The following is a 14,993-nucleotide window of genomic DNA, read 5'->3' on the forward strand; positions in this document are numbered from 1 at the left end:
GTCAGTTCTCCTTGAACGGGAAGCCGAGCTGCTTGAGCAGCGCGCGGCCCTGGTCGTCGGTGGTGGCCGTGGTCACGATGGTGATGTCCATGCCCCGCGAGCGGTCGATCTTGTCCTGGTCGATCTCGTGGAACATGACCTGCTCGGTCAGACCGAAGGTGTAGTTGCCCTGGCCGTCGAACTGCTTGGGCGAGAGGCCCCGGAAGTCGCGGATGCGCGGAAGCGCCAGCGAGAGCAGACGGTCGAGGAACTCCCACATGCGGTCGCCGCGCAGGGTGACGTGCGCGCCGATCGGCATGCCCTCGCGCAGCTTGAACTGCGCGATGGACTTGCGGGCCTTGGTGACGGTGGGCTTCTGGCCGGTGATCGCGGTGAGGTCGCGGACCGCGCCCTCGATCAGCTTGGAGTCGCGAGCCGCCTCGCCGACGCCCATGTTGACCACGATCTTGGTCAGGCCGGGCACCTGCATGACGTTGGCGATCTCGAACTCCGACCGGAGCGCGGGGAGGATCTCCTCGCGGTAGCGGGTCTTGAGCCGCGGGACGGCGGGGAGCTGGGTCTCGGTCATCAGATGTCCTTACCGGTCTTGCGCGAGATGCGGACGCTGCGCTCCGCGGTGTACTCCGAGCCGTCGGGGCGACGCTTGGTGACCTCCTCGCGGCGGAAGCCGACGCGGGTGACGCCGTCGCCGTCGACCAGCATCACGTTCGAGACGTGGATGGGCGCCTCGGCGGTGATGATGCCGCCGGTGTTGCCCTGGCCCTGGTTGACGACCTTGGTGTGCTTCTTGATGCGGTTGACGCCCTCGACGACCACCCGCTGCTCCTCACGGAGCACCTGGATGACCTTACCCTCGGCGCCCTTGTCCTTGCCGGCGATGACCTTGACGGTGTCGCCCTTCTTGATGTTCACCGACGGGTTCTTCTTCGACATCACAGCACCTCCGGGGCGAGCGAGATGATCTTCATGAACTTCTTCTCGCGCAGCTCGCGGCCGACGGGGCCGAAGATGCGGGTACCGCGCGGCTCGCCGTCGTTCTTGAGGATCACCGCGGCGTTCTCGTCGAAGCGGATGTACGAGCCGTCGGGACGACGGCGCTCCTTGACGGTGCGCACGACGACCGCCTTGACGACGTCACCCTTCTTGACGTTGCCGCCGGGGATCGCGTCCTTCACGGTGGCGACGATGACGTCGCCGATGCCGGCGTAGCGCCGACCCGAGCCACCGAGCACGCGGATGCAGAGGATCTCCTTCGCACCGGTGTTGTCGGCGACCTTGAGTCGCGACTCCTGCTGGATCATTGAATATCTCCTGGTTGTCGAGCCGGTTCTCGTCGTCTCAGCGGACGGCGAGCCTGGCCGAACTGGTGGTGGACTCCCCTGAGGCCCCGGCGGACCGGGGCCTCAGGGAGGGTGCTACTTGGCCTTCTCGAGGATCTCGACGACGCGCCAGCGCTTGGTGGCCGACAGCGGACGCGTCTCCATGATCAGGACGCGGTCGCCGATGCCGCACGAGTTCTGCTCGTCGTGGGCCTTGAGCTTGCTGGTGCGACGCAGGACCTTGCCGTAGAGCGGGTGCTTCACGCGGTCCTCGACGCTCACGACGATGGTCTTGTCCATCTTGTCGCTCACGACCAGGCCCTCGCGGGTCTTGCGAGCGTTGCGCTCGTCGGTGGTCTCGACCTGCTCGCTCATGCGGCACCGTCCTCGTTGCTCTGGCCCGGGGCGGTCCGGATGCCGAGCTCGCGCTCACGCACCACGGTGTAGATCCGGGCGATGTCCTTCTTGACCGAGCTCAGTCGGCCGTGGCTCTCCAGCTGACCCGTGGCGGCCTGGAAGCGGAGGTTGAACAGCTCCTCCTTGGCCTCACGGAGCTTGGACTCCAGGTCGACGTCGTTCAGATCGTCGAGCTCGTGGGCGGGGGTACCCGTCGCCATCAGAACTCACCCGCCTCTCGCGTGACGAACCGGCACTTCATGGGGAGCTTGTGCATCGCACGGCGCATCGCCTCACGGGCGATGTCCTCCGGGACGCCGGACAGCTCGAACATGACGCGACCGGGCTTGACGTTGGCGACCCACCACTCCGGCGAGCCCTTGCCCGAGCCCATGCGGGTCTCGGCGGGCTTCTTCGTGAGCGGACGGTCGGGGTAGATGTTGATCCAGACCTTGCCGCCACGCTTGATGTGACGGGTCATGGCGATACGAGCGGACTCGATCTGGCGGTTGGTCACGTAGTGACCCTCCACCGCCTGGATGCCGAAGTCACCGAAGGCCAGCTTGGTGCCACCCTTGGCAGCGCCGGTGCGCTTGGGGTGGTGCTGCTTGCGGTGCTTGACGCGACGAGGCATCAGCATGGTCAGGCCTCCGATCCTGCGGTGTTCTCAGCGGGGGCCGCCGCGGTGGCCTCGGCCGGAGCCTCGGTGGCCTCGGTGCGGTCGGCACGACCGGGACGCTCGCCGCGCGAGGAGCGACCGGGACGGTCGCCACCGCGGGTCGGGCGACCCGAGCGGCCGGGGACGCCGGCGCGGGCAGCGGCCTGGGCCTGACGCTCGGCACGGGAGCCGGCGACCTCGCCCTTGTAGATCCAGACCTTCACGCCGATGCGGCCGAAGGTGGTCTTGGCCTCGTAGAAGCCGTAGTCGATGTCGGCACGCAGCGTGTGCAGCGGGACGCGGCCCTCGCGGTAGAACTCGGTGCGCGACATCTCGGCGCCGTTGAGGCGGCCCGAGCACTGGATCCGGATGCCCTTGGCACCCGAGCGCATCGTGGTCTGCATGGCCTTGCGCATCGCGCGACGGAACTGCACGCGACCGGCGAGCTGCTCCGCGACGCCCTGGGCGACGAGCTGGGCGTCGACCTCGGGGCTCTTGACCTCGAGGATGTTCAGCTGGACCTGCTTGCCGGTCAGCTTCTCGAGCTCGGTGCGGATGCGGTCGGCCTCGGCGCCGCGGCGGCCGATGACGATGCCCGGACGCGCGGTGTGGATGTCGACGCGGACGCGGTCACGCGTGCGCTCGATCTCCACCTTCGAGATGCCGGCCCGCTCCATGCCCTTGGAGAGCAGCTTGCGGATCGCGACGTCCTCGCCGACGTAGGACTTGTACAGCTTGTCGGCGTACCAGCGCGACTTGTGGTCGGTGGAGATGCCGAGACGGAAGCCGTTCGGGTTGATCTTCTGGCCCATCAGGCACCCTTCCCCTTCTTGGCGGCCACGACGGAGGCCGGCTGGACGGCCAGCGTGATGTGGCTCGTGCGCTTGTTGATGCGGGTCGCGCGACCCTGCGCACGCGGACGCCACCGCTTCATCGTCGGACCCTCGTCGACCATGGCGACGCTGACGACGAGGTCGTCGCGGCCCAGGCCCTCGGTGGTCTCGGCGTTGGCGATCGCGCTCTCGAGGATCTTGTAGACGGTCTCGGAGGCGGCCTGCGGGGCGAACTGCAGCAGGGCGAGGGCGTCGTCCACGGGCAGGCCGCGGACGAGGTCGACGACCCGGCGGGCCTTCATCGGCGTGATGCGGACGAAGCGCGCGCTGGCGAACGCACCCGGCTGGTCGCCGAGCAGCGACTCGCGACGGGCGCTGACGCGCTGACGCTCGGTGGTGCTCATCGACGACGTCCCTTCCGGTCTTCCTTCACGTGCCCGCGGTAGGTGCGGGTGGGGGCGAACTCGCCCAGCTTGTGGCCGACCATGGAGTCGGACACGAAGACCGGGACGTGCTTGCGACCGTCGTGCACCGCGATGGTGTGGCCGATCATGTCGGGCACGATCATCGAGCGGCGCGACCAGGTCTTGATGACGTTGTGGGTGCCCTTCTCGTTCTCCGCGTCCACCTTCTTCTGCAGGTGGTCGTCGACGAAGGGGCCCTTCTTCAGGCTGCGAGGCATTACTTACGGCCCTTTCCGGACTTGCGGCGACGGATGATCTGGGCGTCCGAGGCCTTGCGCTTGCGCGTGCGACCCTCGGGCTTGCCCCACGGGGAGACCGGGTGGCGACCACCGGAGGTCTTGCCCTCTCCACCACCGTGCGGGTGGTCGACCGGGTTCATGACGACACCGCGGACGGTCGGGCGCTTGCCCTTCCAGCGCATGCGGCCGGCCTTGCCCCAGTTGATGTTCGACTGCTCGGCGTTGCCGACCTCGCCGATCGTGGCGCGGCAGCGCACGTCGACGAAGCGCATCTCGCCGGAGGGCAGACGCAGCGTGGCGCGCGAGCCCTCGCGGGCGACGAGCTGGGCGCTGTTGCCGGCCGAGCGGGCCAGCTTGGCGCCGCCGCCCGGACGCAGCTCCACGCAGTGGATCGTGGTGCCGACGGGGATGTTGCGCAGCGGCAGGTTGTTGCCGACCTTGATGTCGGCGCCGACGCCGGACTCCACCGGAGTGCCCTGGGTCAGACCCTTGGGCGCCACGATGTAGCGCTTCTCGCCGTCGGCGTAGTGCAGCAGCGCGATGCGGGCGGTGCGGTTGGGGTCGTACTCGATGTGAGCGACCTTGGCCGGCACGCCGTCCTTGTCATAGCGACGGAAGTCGATGATGCGGTACGCACGCTTGTGACCGCCGCCCTGGTGACGGGTGGTGATCCGGCCCTGGTTGTTGCGGCCGCCCTTCTTGGGCAGCGGCACCGTCAGGGACTTCTCCGGCGTGGTGCGGGTGATCTCGACGAAGTCGGCGACCGACGCGCCACGACGCCCGGGCGTCGTCGGCTTGTACTTGCGGATAGCCATCAGTTCAGTCCTCTACTCGCCCGGTCAGGAGACCGGACCTCCGAAGATGTCGATGCGGTGACCCTCGGCCAGGCTGACGATCGCGCGCTTGGTGTCCTTGCGCTTGCCGATGCCGTTGCGGGTGCGACGGGCCTTGCCCTGGCGGTTCAGGGTGTTCACCGAGGTGACCTTGACGCCGAAGATCTTCTCGACCGCGATCTTGATCTCGGTCTTGTTCGCGTCCGGGCGCACGATGAACGTGTACTTGTTGGCGTCGAGGAGGCCGTAGCTCTTCTCCGACACGACCGGCGCGAGCAGGACGTCGCGGTGGTCCTTGTGCAGGGTGCTCACTGGGCGGCCTCCTTGCTGCTCACGAACGCGTCGAACGCGCCCTTGCTGAAGACGATGTCGTCGGCGGCGAGCACGTCGTAGGTGTTGACCTGGTCGACGGCGACCAGGTGCACCTGCGGCGCGTTGCGCAGCGACAGCCAGGTGACGACGTCCGAGCGCTCGAGCACGACCAGGAAGTTGGCGCGGTCGGCGACGAGCGTGGCCAGCGAGGCCAGGGCGGCCTTGGTGGAGGGAGCGTCGCCCTCGACCAGGCCCTCGACGACGTGGATGCGACCGTTGGCGGCCCGGTCGGAGAGGGCACCGCGCAGGGCGGCGGCCTTCATCTTCTTGGGGGTGCGCTGGTCGTAGCTGCGCGGCTGCGGGCCGTGGACGGTGCCACCGCCGGCGAACTGCGGGGCGCGGGTCGAGCCCTGACGGGCGCGGCCGGTGCCCTTCTGCTTGTAGGGCTTCTTGCCACCACCGCGGACCTCGCCGCGGGTCTTGGTGGCGTGGGTGCCCTGGCGGGCGGCAGCCTGCTGGGCGACGACGACCTGGTGGATCAGCGGGACGTTGACCTTCGCCTCGAAGATCTCCGCGGGCAGGTCGACCTTGACGGTCTTGACAGCCATGGTCAGGCCTCCTTGCCGGTGAGCTTGGCGGCCGAGCGCAGGACCACGAGACCACCCTTGGGGCCGGGGACGGCGCCCTTGATGAGGATCAGGCCCTTCTCGGCGTCGACGGCGTGCACCGTGACGTTCTGGGTGGTGACGGTGTCGGTGCCCATCCGGCCGGCCATCCGCACGCCCTTGAAGACGCGACCGGGGGTGGCGCAGGCGCCGATCGAGCCCGGCTTGCGGTGGTTGCGGTGCGCACCGTGGGAGGCGGAGACGCCGGCGAAGCCGTGACGCTTCATCGTTCCGGCGAAGCCCTTGCCCTTGCTGGTGCCCGTGACGTCGATCTGCTCGCCGGCGGCGAAGGTCTCGACGGAGAGCTCCTGGCCGACGGTGTAGTCGGCGGCGGCGGCGGTGCGGATCTCGACGACGTGGCGACGCGGGGTGACGCCGGCCTTGGCGAAGTGCCCGGCCTCCGGCTTGTTCACCTTGCGGGCCTCGATCTCGCCGAAGCCGATCTGCACGGCGTTGTAGCCGTCGACGTCCGGGGTGCGGACCTGGGTGACGACGTTGGTCGCGGCGGCGACCACGGTCACGGGGACGACGCGGTTGTTCTCGTCCCAGAGCTGGGTCATGCCGAGCTTGGTGCCCAGCAGGCCCTTGGCGTTGCGTTCGAAAGTCATCTCTCCAACCTCAGAGCTTGATCTCGATGTCCACGCCCGCGGGAAGGTCGAGGCGCATGAGCGAGTCGACGGTCTTCGGGGTGGGGTCGATGATGTCGATGAGGCGCTTGTGGGTGCGCATCTCGAAGTGCTCGCGGGAGTCCTTGTACTTGTGGGGCGAGCGAATGACGCAGTACACGTTCTTCTCGGTCGGCAGCGGCACCGGGCCGGCGACCTTGGCACCCGTGCGGGTGACCGTGTCCACGATCTTGCGCGCCGAGGTGTCGATCACCTCGTGGTCATAGGCCTTGAGCCTGATGCGGATCTTCTGTCCCGCCATAGGTCTCTCTCGTCCTCACTTGTCGTACCGCCTGCGTGTTCGGCTCGTCCTCGGGCTTGAGTCGGATCCGTCCTGCTGCCCACCCCCGGAGCCAGCGACCCCCGCGGTCGGGCGTGTCGCCTGTGTGGCACACGCTGAGACCAGGGGTCCATGCCGGCTGCCTCGGTGGCGCCCGACGGTTCGTCGGGCTGATCGGGTCCCCCTCCGCGCTCGGACGGAGCCGAGGCGGAGCTGGCGCGGCGCACGCCGACCACCGAGCTCACGGGAGACGCGATTCAGGAGTCAAGATGTGCCGCACCCCGGCGGACCCGCCGGAGCAACCTGGCTATCTTGGCAGACCTGCCGGTGCTCGCCAAATTCGGGACGGCCGCGGCCGGGCGCCTCGCCCCGGACGCTCCCGGGACGGCAGGATGTGCGCCACCGGACGCTCCGGGATCCGGGCCAGCAGCGAGAGGAGGGGCCGCGATGTCGACCCCTGACGAGGACCGCACCCCTGAGCAGGGCGCGCCGCCCCCGCCGCCCTCCTATCCGGCCCCGGGCTCCGCGATGCCCCCGAGCCCGGCGCCGCCGTCCTACCCGACGACGCCCTACCCGGCCGACCCCGGCGCGGCCCCCGGCCAGCAGCCCGGATGGCCGGGACAGCAGCAGGGCTGGCAGAAGGGCCCGCAGCAGGGCTGGCCGGGCCAGCCGGCGCCCGGCTACGAGGCGCCGCCGCCGGGCTGGCGTCCGCCGGCCCTGCAGCCGGGCGCCGTCCCGCTGCGCCCCCTCGGCCTGGGCGACCTCTACAACGGCGCCTTCGCCGTGCTCCGACGCAACCTCGGCGCCACCGTCGGCGCCTCGGTGATGGTCTCCGCGGCGGCCGGGGTGCTGCCCCTCCTCGCGGCGCTGATCCTCGGCGGCACCCTCTCCGGCATCGACCTGGAGTCCTCCGACGCCCCCAGCGACTCCCAGCTGATCGCCCTGGGGGTCCTCGGCGTCACCGTGCTCGTCGGCCTGCTCGTCCAGGGCATCGGCGCCGCGTTCGTCACCGGCATGATCGCGCGGGTCAGCGTGGGCGCCGCCCGCGGCGAGGTGTTCCGGCTGCCGCAGGCGTGGGCGGCCACCCGGGGTCGACGCTGGCGCGTGGTGGGCCTGCTGCTCCTGCTGACCCTGGCGCTGATCCTCGCCATCACGCTGCTCATCGTCGTCGTGGTGGTGCTGGCCTCGGCGTCCACCGGGCTGGGGGTGCTGGCCGGCGTCGTGCTCGTGCCGACCTTCATCGTCGCCTGGATCTACGTCTACACCCGGGTCTACCTGCTGGCGGTCCCCGCGCTCGTCGTCGAGGGCCTCGGCGTGCTCGCCGCCCTGCGCCGCTCCCACGCGCTGTCGAAGGGCTCGTTCTGGCGGCTGTTCGGCATCGCGCTGCTCACCGGCATCGTGGCCGGGATCGCCTCGGGCGTCATCGCCTCGCCGTTCTCCATCGGCTCCCAGGTCGTCGCGGGCCTCTCCCCCGAGAACGCCATCGTCGCGCTCGTCATCGGCCAGGTCGGCAGCCAGCTGGTGTCCTCGGCGCTCGCGGCCCCCTTCACCGGGGCGGTGCGCAGCCTGCAGTACGTCGACCAGCGGATCCGTCGCGAGGCCTACGACGTCGAGCTGCTCGCGGGGCTGCCGGGCGCGCCCGGGGCCTGAGGCATGAGGCTCCTGCCCCTCGACGGACCGCCGCTGGTCCCGAGCCCCGAGCGCGCCCACGAGCTGCTGCGTCGCGAGCTGCTGCGCCCGGAGTACCAGGAGCAGAACCCGATCCGCCGGCTCCTGGACTGGCTGGACCGGACGCTGAGCTCCGCGGCCCAGGCCGCCGGCGGGCTCAGCGTGGTCAGCCTCGTGGCCGTCGCGGTGATCGTCCTCCTGCTGCTCCTCGCGATCGGCTGGCTGCTCTCCCGGCTGCGCCGCGACCCGCGCGAGGTGCGAGCGCGCGCGATGGTCGGGGACGCCGCCGCCGAGGACCCCCGCGAGGTGCGACGCCGCGCCGAGGCCGCCTACGCCGAGGGCCGCCACGACGACGCCGTCGTCGAGGGCTTCCGCGCCCTCGCGCTGCGCGAGGCCCGCGAGGGGCGCGTCGACGCCGTCGCCTCGGCCACTGCGGCCGAGGTGGCCACGGCGCTCGGCCAGGCCCACCCGACGCTCGTCGCCGCGATCGACGACGCCGCCCGCCGCTTCGAGGCCGTGCTCTACGGCCACCGCCCGGCCACCGCCGAGCAGGCCCGCGCCGTGCTCGACCTCGACCTGCGCCTGGCCGGAGCCCGCCGATGAGCGGGGTGCGTCCCGGGCGGGTGCGGCGCTGGCGGCTGCCGGCGACCCTCGGCCTGGTGCTGGCGGCCCTCGTCGCGGTGATGGTCTGGCTCTCCCCCGCGCCCGGCGACGACGGCCCCCTCGACCCCGGCAGCGCCTCGCCGACCGGCGGCCGCGCGGTGGCGCGGGTGCTGGCTGCGCAGGGCGTCGACGTCACGGTCGCCCGCTCCTCGGCCGCCCTCCGCGAGGCCGTCCCCGACGGCACCGGCCCCCGCACCACCATCGTCGTCGTGCAGCCCTCGGGGCTGGGCCGCGCCACGGCCACCGACCTGCTGCGCCTGCGGGCGTCGATCGTCGTCGTCGACGCCGGCCCCAGCGTGCTGCGGCTGCTCGGGGTCGAGGCCGACCCCGAGCGGCGCAGCGACGACGGCCCGATCGACGCCGGCTGCTCGGACTCCCTCGTGAGCGACCTCGAGCTCGACGTCGACGAGCGCCTCGCCTACCAGGGCGGCCGCTGCTTCGACAGCTCGCTGCTGCGCCGCACCGACCTCGCGCTCCTCGGCGCCGGACAGGCGCTCTCCAACCGCGACGTCCTGCGCGGCGACAACGCCGGCCTCGCCCTGCGGCTGCTCGGCGGCCGCGAGCGGCTGGTCTGGTACGTCCCCGACCCCGCCGAGCAGGGCGCCGACGACGCCGTCACGCTGCGCTCGCTGCTGCCGCCGTGGCTGCTGCCCTCGCTCGCGCTCGGCGCGCTGGCCGTCGTCGCCCTCGTGGTCTGGCGCGCCCGGCGCCTCGGGCCGCTCGTGCGCGAGCCGCTGCCGGTCTCGGTGCGTGCCGCGGAGTCGGTGGAGAGCCTGGGGCGGCTCTACCAGCGCGCGGGCGACCGCGGCCACGCCGCGGCGGCCCTGCGCTCCGCCGGACGACGCCGCTGGCGCAGCCGGCTCTCGGTGGGCCCCGAGGTGCCCGACGCGACGCTCGTCGAGCTCGTCGCCGCGCACGCCCAGCGCCCCGTCGCGGAGGTCGCCGACCTCCTCCTCGACGCACCCCCGCCCGACGACCACGCCCTCGTGACCCTGGCCGCCGACCTGGCCGCCCTCGACGAAGCAGGTGACCTGTGACCGACCGTCCCGACCACGCCCCCGCCCCGCCGCAGCGGCCCGACCCCGCCGCCGTCGAGGCCGCCCGCACCCGGCTGGCCGCGGTGCGCACCGAGGTCGCCAAGGCCGTCGTCGGCCAGGACGCTGCCGTCTCGGGCCTCCTCGTCGCGCTCCTGTGCCGCGGGCACGTCCTGCTCGAGGGCGTGCCCGGCACGGCCAAGACCCTGCTGGTGCGCTCGCTGGCCGCCGCGCTCAGCGTCGAGAGCCGCCGCGTGCAGTTCACCCCCGACCTCATGCCCGGCGACCTCACAGGCTCGCTGGTGCTCGACCCCGGCGCCGGCGCGCTCGCCTTCCGGCCCGGACCGGTCTTCACCGGCCTCCTGCTCGCCGACGAGATCAACCGCACGCCCCCGAAGACCCAGTCGGCGCTCCTGGAGGCCATGGAGGAGGGCCAGGTGTCGGTCGACGGCACCACCCACCGGCTCCCCGACCCGTTCCTCGTGGCCGCGACGCAGAACCCCGTCGAGATGGAGGGCACCTACCCGCTGCCCGAGGCGCAGCTCGACCGGTTCCTGCTCAAGGTGATCCTCCCGGTGCCCGACCGGGACGCCGAGCTGGAGATCCTGCGCCGCCACGCCGCGGGCTTCGACCCCCGCGACGTCGCCGGCGCCGGCGTCACCCCGGTGGCCGGGGCCGAGGACGTCCTGGTGGCGCGGGCCGCGGTCGGCGGCGTCGAGGTCTCGGCCGAGGTGGCCGGCTACGTCGTCGACCTGGCGCGGGCCACCCGCACCGCGCCCTCGCTCTCCATGGGCGCCAGCCCCCGTGCCGCGACCGCGCTGCTGCGCACCGCTCGCGCCTGGGCCTGGCTCTCGGGCCGCGACTTCGTGACGCCCGACGACGTCAAGGCGCTGGTCACCTCCACCTTCGCGCACCGCCTGGGCCTGCGTCCCGAGGCCGAGCTCGAGGGCACGCGCGTCGAGGCGGTGCTGGCGGCCGCGGTCGCCAGCGTCCCCGTGCCCCGCTGAGGCCGACCATGGTGCTCACCGGGCGCGTCCCGCTGTTCCTGCTGGCCGGGGTGGCGCTGGTCGTGCTGCGCCCGCAGGCCTCGACGGTGCTGGTGTGGACGCTGGTGGTGCTGCTCGCCGTCGGCGTCGACTGGCTGGTGGCGCCGCGGCCCGAGCGGCTCGCCCTGCAGCGCGATCCCGCCCGGCTGGAGCCGGTGCGGCTCGGGGAGCCCACGCACACGACGGTCCGCGTCACCTGCGCCCGCTCGGCCCGGGGCCTGCTGCGCGACGCCTGGCAGCCCACCGCCGGCGCCACCGGCGAGCGGCACCGCCTGAGGCTGGCCGCGGGACGTCCCCAGGTCGTCGTCACCGCGCTCGCGCCGCAGCGGCGCGGCGACCTCACCACCGCCGGGCTCACCGTCCGGCTGCGCGGCCCCCTCGGTCTGGCGGCCCGCCAGCGCACCCTCGCCCTGCCCGGCGTCGTCCGCGTGCTGCCGGCCTTCCCGTCGCGGCGCGCGCTGCCCTCCCGCCTGGCGCGGCTGCGCGACCTCGACGGCCGCGCCGCGGTGCGGGTGCGCGGAGCCGGCACCGAGTTCGACTCCCTGCGCGAGTACGTGCGCGGCGACGACGTCCGCTCGATCGACTGGCGCGCCACCGCGCGCACGCGCAACCCGGTGGTGCGCACCTGGCAGCCCGAGCGCGACCGCCGCGTCGTCCTCGTCGTCGACACCGGACGCACCAGCGCCGCGCGCGTGGCCGACGCGCCGCGGCTGGACTCCTCGCTGGACGCCGCGCTCTTCCTCACCGCGCTCGCCAGCCGGGCCGGCGACCGCGTCGACCTGCTCGCCGGAGACCGCCTGGTGCGCGCCCGCGGACGCAGCGGCTCGGCGCGCGACGTCGTCGGCCGCTTCGACGACCTGCTCGCCGGCGTCGAGCCGGTGCTGGCCGAGGCCGACTGGCCGCTGCTCGCGGGCGCCGTCGCCGACCTCGGCCGTCAGCGGGCGCTGCTCGTGCTGCTGACCTCCCTCGACGAGGCCCCGCTCGAGGAGGGCCTGCTGCCGCTGCTGCCCGCGCTCACCGCACGTCACCGGGTCGTGCTGGCCGGCGTCCGCGAGCCCGAGCTGACCGCGCTGGCCGGGCGGCGCGAGAGCCTCGTCGACGCCTACGCCGCGGCGGCCGCCGAGCAGGCGCTCGAGCGCCGCCGGGCCACGGCCGCCCTGCTGCGCGGCCTGGGGGTCGACGTGGTGGACGCCGAGCCCGGTGGGCTGGCGGTCGCCCTCGGCGACCACTACCTGGCGCTCAAGGCCGCCGGGCTGCTCTGAGGCGCGGGTCAGGCGCGGGTCAGGCGCTGGTGGCGACGCGGTCGCCGAGGAGGGCGGCGTCGACGTCGCCGGTCGCGCCGCGGGCGTGCGCCGCCCGGCCGAGCACGAAGACGTAGGCGAAGAACGCCGCCTCGGCGAGCACGCCGATGCCGACCCGCGCCCAGGTGGGCAGGCCCGACGGCGTCACGAAGCCCTCGATGGCTCCCGAGATCGCGAGCACCAGCACCAGGCCGATCGCCACCGTGCCGGCGGTGCGACCCTCCTGCCCGAGCGACTGCGAGCGCGTCAGGCGTCCGGGCTCGATCCACGACCAGAACAGCCGCAGGCCCACCCCGCCGGCCACGAAGACCGCCGTCAGCTCCAGCAGCCCGTGCGGGAGGATCAGCCCCCAGAAGAGCCCGCCGCGGTCGTGCCGGATCATCAGCGAGCCGATGATCGCCAGGTTCGCGATGTTGCTGAACAGCAGCAGCACCACCGGGACGCCGAGCACGCCGAGGGCCAGGCACAGCGCGCTGACCCAGGAGTTGTTGACCCACACCTGCGTGGCGAAGTGGCTCGCCGCCGCCTCGTGGTAGTAGCCCTCGACGTCGGAGGAGACCAGCCGGTCGACCTCGCGCTCGCCGAGCAGGCTCTGCTCGACCGCCGGGTTGCGCAGCAGCCAGACCATCATGATCCCCGTGACGGCGACGTTGGCGGCCAGCGTCGCCAGCCACCAGCGGCGCAGCCGGTAGAGCGCGGCCGGGAAGCGCTCGAGGACGAAGCCCCGCACCCCGGCCCAGGTCGAGGGGCGCGGCGCGCCCGCGCGGGTGCGGGCCCGGCCCAGCAGCCAGGAGAGGTACTGCACCAGCTGCGGGTCGGGCGCCGAGGAGCGCAGCACCGAGAGGTGCGTGGCGGTGCGACGGTAGAGGTCGAGCAGCTCGTCGGCGGCCGCGCCGTCGAGGCGCGAGCGACCGACGAGCTCGCGCAGGCGGTCCCACTCCTCGCGATGGGCCGCGGCGTAGGCGTCGACGTCCACGCGCACACCCTAGGCTGCTCCCGTGTCCGCGACGAGCTCCTACGCCCACGGCGGTGCCGCCGCGACCGCCGAGGTCGTCACCGGCGAGGCCGTCGTGCTCGACCTGCCGCCGGCCTCGATGCCGTTGCGGGCCGTCGGCACGCTGGTGGACCTCGTCACCACCTACCTGGCGCTGATCGCGCTGTTCCTGCTGGTCGTGCTGACCTCCTCGCTCCTCGACGACGCCCTCGGGCAGGCCGTCGCGATCCTCGCGACCGCCGCCGTGCTAATCGGCCTGCCGACGACCGTCGAGACCCTCACCCGCGGCAAGAGCCTCGGCAAGCTCCTCACCGGGCTGCGGGTGGTGCGCGAGGACGGCGGCACGATCTCCTTCCAGCACGCCTTCGTGCGCTCGCTGGTGGGCGTGGTGGAGATCTACGCCCTCAGCGGGACGCCGGCCGCGATCGCCGCGTCGCTCGACGGCCGGGGTCGACGCCTGGGCGACCACGCCGCCGGCACCTACGTCGTGCGCGACCGGGTGTCGTGGGACCCCTCCCCGCCGCCTGCGATGCCGCCGGGGATGGGCGCCTGGGCCGCGAGCATCGACCTGCGTCCGCTGACCGCCGACCTCGCCCTGGCGATGCGGCACTACGTCGAGCGCGGCCACACCCTGGTGCCGGCCACCGCCCGGATCGTCGGCGAGCGCCTGCTCGGCTCGCTCGCCGACCACGTCGCGCCCCCGCCGCCGCCCGGCGCACCGCCGGTCGTCGTCCTGGCGGCGGTGCTGGCCGAGCGGAACACCCGCGAGAGCGCGCGCCTGGCCCGCCAGGGCGAGCTGCGACGGCGGCTGACCGGCCGCTGAGGGCCGCTGAGGGCCACTGGGGGCCACTGGGGGCCACTGAGGGCACCGCCTGTGGACCGGACCGCGACGCCCGGGCCATAGGCAGGGGCGCCGTCGGTCGACTAGGGTGCCCGTCCATGCCCGACGAGAACACGTTCTCATCCGGCGCGGCACTGCCGGTGATCGTCTGGGGCACGGGCAACGTGGGCCGCGCCGCCCTGCGCGCCGTCGCCGCCCACCCCGGGCTCGCCCTCGCCGCGGTGCTGGTCTCCGACCCCGCCAAGGTCGGGCTCGACGCCGGCGACCTCGCCGGGCTCGACCGCGAGCTCGGCGTCCGGGCCACCGACGACGTCGCCGGCGTGCTGGCCCAGGCGGCCGGACACGGCCTGGTCTACGCGGCGTCCGGCGACCTGCGTCCCGCCGAGGCGCGCGCCGACGTCGAGCGGGCGCTGCGGGCCGGGGCCGACGTCGTCACCCCCGCGCTCTACGACCTCTACGACCCCCGCGGCGCGAGTCCCGCCAGCCGCGAGCCGATGGAGGCGGCCTGCCGCGCCGGCGGGTCGTCGCTGCTGGTCACCGGCATCGACCCCGGATGGGCCAACGACGTGCTGCCCTACCTGCTCTCCGGCCTGGTCGGCGAGCTGCGCGAGGTGCGCTGCCAGGAGATCTTCGACTACTCCGACTACGACGCCGAGGCCACCGTGCGACGCCTGGTCGGCATGGGCGAGCCGATGGACGCCGTGCCGCCGATGGTGGCCCCGGGCGTGCCGACGAGCGTGTGGGGCGGGCAGGTGCGGCTGCTGGCCCGGGCGCGGGGGGGG

20 protein-coding genes and 2 pseudogenes are annotated in these 14,993 nt (G+C 73.3%); 7 read left to right on the plus strand and 15 right to left on the minus strand.

Translation table 11 applies throughout. The features are described 5' to 3' along the window. Position 1 precedes the first annotated feature (1 nt). From rplE to rpsJ, 14 genes and pseudogenes are all read right to left on the minus strand, one after another. Positions 2-568 (minus strand): 50S ribosomal protein L5, encoded by a 567-nt coding sequence (gene rplE, locus ACZDWJ_RS14150; RefSeq protein WP_463521746.1) that lies wholly within the window; start codon positions 566-568, stop codon positions 2-4. Next, positions 568-933 (minus strand): 50S ribosomal protein L24, encoded by a 366-nt coding sequence (gene rplX / locus ACZDWJ_RS14155; RefSeq protein WP_463521748.1) that lies wholly within the window; start codon positions 931-933, stop codon positions 568-570. The genes rplE and rplX overlap by 1 nt, the downstream gene beginning before the upstream one ends. Beyond that, a complete protein-coding gene (gene rplN / locus ACZDWJ_RS14160; RefSeq protein ID WP_011757324.1) occupies positions 933-1,301 on the minus strand; it encodes a 50S ribosomal protein L14 in 369 nt (122 codons plus the stop codon). Before rplN ends, rplX begins: the two co-directional genes overlap by 1 nt. Before the next feature lie 114 nt (positions 1,302-1,415). Next, positions 1,416-1,694 carry a 30S ribosomal protein S17 gene (gene rpsQ, locus ACZDWJ_RS14165; RefSeq protein ID WP_463521751.1) on the minus strand — a complete coding sequence of 93 codons (279 nt, stop codon included), beginning with the start codon at positions 1,692-1,694 and terminating at the stop codon, positions 1,416-1,418. Then, the gene (rpmC, locus tag ACZDWJ_RS14170) at positions 1,691-1,936 is read right to left on the minus strand and encodes a 50S ribosomal protein L29 (protein WP_463521753.1); all 246 of its coding nucleotides are present in this window, start codon (positions 1,934-1,936) and stop codon (positions 1,691-1,693) included. Before rpmC ends, rpsQ begins: the two co-directional genes overlap by 4 nt. Next, on the minus strand, positions 1,936-2,355 hold the full coding sequence (rplP, locus tag ACZDWJ_RS14175) for a 50S ribosomal protein L16 (protein ID WP_463521755.1): 420 nt from the start codon (positions 2,353-2,355) through the stop codon (positions 1,936-1,938). The genes rpmC and rplP overlap by 1 nt, the downstream gene beginning before the upstream one ends. Before the next feature lie 2 nt (positions 2,356-2,357). Continuing rightward, complete coding sequence (rpsC, locus tag ACZDWJ_RS14180) at positions 2,358-3,185, minus strand: 30S ribosomal protein S3 (protein ID WP_463521757.1); 828 nt, start codon at positions 3,183-3,185, stop codon at positions 2,358-2,360. Then, a complete protein-coding gene (gene rplV / locus ACZDWJ_RS14185) occupies positions 3,185-3,610 on the minus strand; it encodes a 50S ribosomal protein L22 (RefSeq protein WP_463521759.1) in 426 nt (141 codons plus the stop codon). The genes rpsC and rplV overlap by 1 nt, the downstream gene beginning before the upstream one ends. Beyond that, positions 3,607-3,888 (minus strand): 30S ribosomal protein S19, encoded by a 282-nt coding sequence (gene rpsS, locus ACZDWJ_RS14190; protein ID WP_224128385.1) that lies wholly within the window; start codon positions 3,886-3,888, stop codon positions 3,607-3,609. Before rpsS ends, rplV begins: the two co-directional genes overlap by 4 nt. Next, a complete protein-coding gene (rplB, locus tag ACZDWJ_RS14195; RefSeq protein WP_463521761.1) occupies positions 3,888-4,724 on the minus strand; it encodes a 50S ribosomal protein L2 in 837 nt (278 codons plus the stop codon). Before rplB ends, rpsS begins: the two co-directional genes overlap by 1 nt. A 24-nt stretch (positions 4,725-4,748) precedes the next feature. Further along, positions 4,749-5,054 carry a 50S ribosomal protein L23 gene (gene rplW, locus ACZDWJ_RS14200; protein WP_463521763.1) on the minus strand — a complete coding sequence of 102 codons (306 nt, stop codon included), beginning with the start codon at positions 5,052-5,054 and terminating at the stop codon, positions 4,749-4,751. A 2-nt stretch (positions 5,055-5,056) separates the two neighbouring features. Next, a pseudogene (rplD, locus tag ACZDWJ_RS14205) lies at positions 5,057-5,662 on the minus strand (50S ribosomal protein L4); the annotation flags it as partial. 2 nt (positions 5,663-5,664) lie between these two features. Beyond that, entirely contained in the window at positions 5,665-6,327 is a 663-nt protein-coding gene (gene rplC / locus ACZDWJ_RS14210; RefSeq protein ID WP_463521765.1) for a 50S ribosomal protein L3, read from the minus strand. A gap of 10 nt (positions 6,328-6,337) precedes the next feature. After that, positions 6,338-6,646 carry a 30S ribosomal protein S10 gene (rpsJ, locus tag ACZDWJ_RS14215; RefSeq protein WP_008360994.1) on the minus strand — a complete coding sequence of 103 codons (309 nt, stop codon included), beginning with the start codon at positions 6,644-6,646 and terminating at the stop codon, positions 6,338-6,340. 465 nt (positions 6,647-7,111) lie between these two features. On the opposite strand from rpsJ, the gene ACZDWJ_RS14220 reads away from it, so the two are divergent. The 5 genes from ACZDWJ_RS14220 to ACZDWJ_RS14240 are packed head-to-tail and all read left to right on the plus strand — an operon-like array spanning position 7,112 to position 12,337. Further along, positions 7,112-8,314 (plus strand): hypothetical protein, encoded by a 1,203-nt coding sequence (locus tag ACZDWJ_RS14220; RefSeq protein WP_463521767.1) that lies wholly within the window; start codon positions 7,112-7,114, stop codon positions 8,312-8,314. A gap of 3 nt (positions 8,315-8,317) precedes the next feature. Continuing rightward, on the plus strand, positions 8,318-8,935 hold the full coding sequence (locus ACZDWJ_RS14225; protein ID WP_463521769.1) for a DUF4129 domain-containing protein: 618 nt from the start codon (positions 8,318-8,320) through the stop codon (positions 8,933-8,935). Continuing rightward, positions 8,932-10,032 (plus strand): DUF4350 domain-containing protein, encoded by a 1,101-nt coding sequence (locus ACZDWJ_RS14230; RefSeq protein ID WP_463521771.1) that lies wholly within the window; start codon positions 8,932-8,934, stop codon positions 10,030-10,032. Before ACZDWJ_RS14225 ends, ACZDWJ_RS14230 begins: the two co-directional genes overlap by 4 nt. Beyond that, positions 10,029-11,036, plus strand: coding sequence for an AAA family ATPase (locus ACZDWJ_RS14235; RefSeq protein WP_463521773.1), 1,008 nt, complete (start codon positions 10,029-10,031; stop codon positions 11,034-11,036). Before ACZDWJ_RS14230 ends, ACZDWJ_RS14235 begins: the two co-directional genes overlap by 4 nt. Positions 11,037-11,044: 8 nt before the next feature. After that, positions 11,045-12,337, plus strand: a complete 1,293-nt coding sequence (locus tag ACZDWJ_RS14240) for a DUF58 domain-containing protein (protein ID WP_463521775.1) — start codon at positions 11,045-11,047, stop codon at positions 12,335-12,337. Between the two features lie 19 nt (positions 12,338-12,356). On the opposite strand, the gene ACZDWJ_RS14245 is transcribed toward ACZDWJ_RS14240, so the two are convergent. Beyond that, complete coding sequence (locus ACZDWJ_RS14245) at positions 12,357-13,352, minus strand: stage II sporulation protein M (RefSeq protein ID WP_463521777.1); 996 nt, start codon at positions 13,350-13,352, stop codon at positions 12,357-12,359. A 22-nt stretch (positions 13,353-13,374) separates the two neighbouring features. On the opposite strand from ACZDWJ_RS14245, the gene ACZDWJ_RS14250 reads away from it, so the two are divergent. After that, entirely contained in the window at positions 13,375-14,193 is an 819-nt protein-coding gene (locus tag ACZDWJ_RS14250) for an RDD family protein (RefSeq protein WP_463521779.1), read from the plus strand. Positions 14,194-14,309: 116 nt separating this feature from the next. Further along, positions 14,310-14,993 (plus strand): annotated as a pseudogene (locus tag ACZDWJ_RS14255) (dihydrodipicolinate reductase); the annotation flags it as partial.

It is taken from the genome of Nocardioides sp. B129/18, from assembly GCF_055282735.1.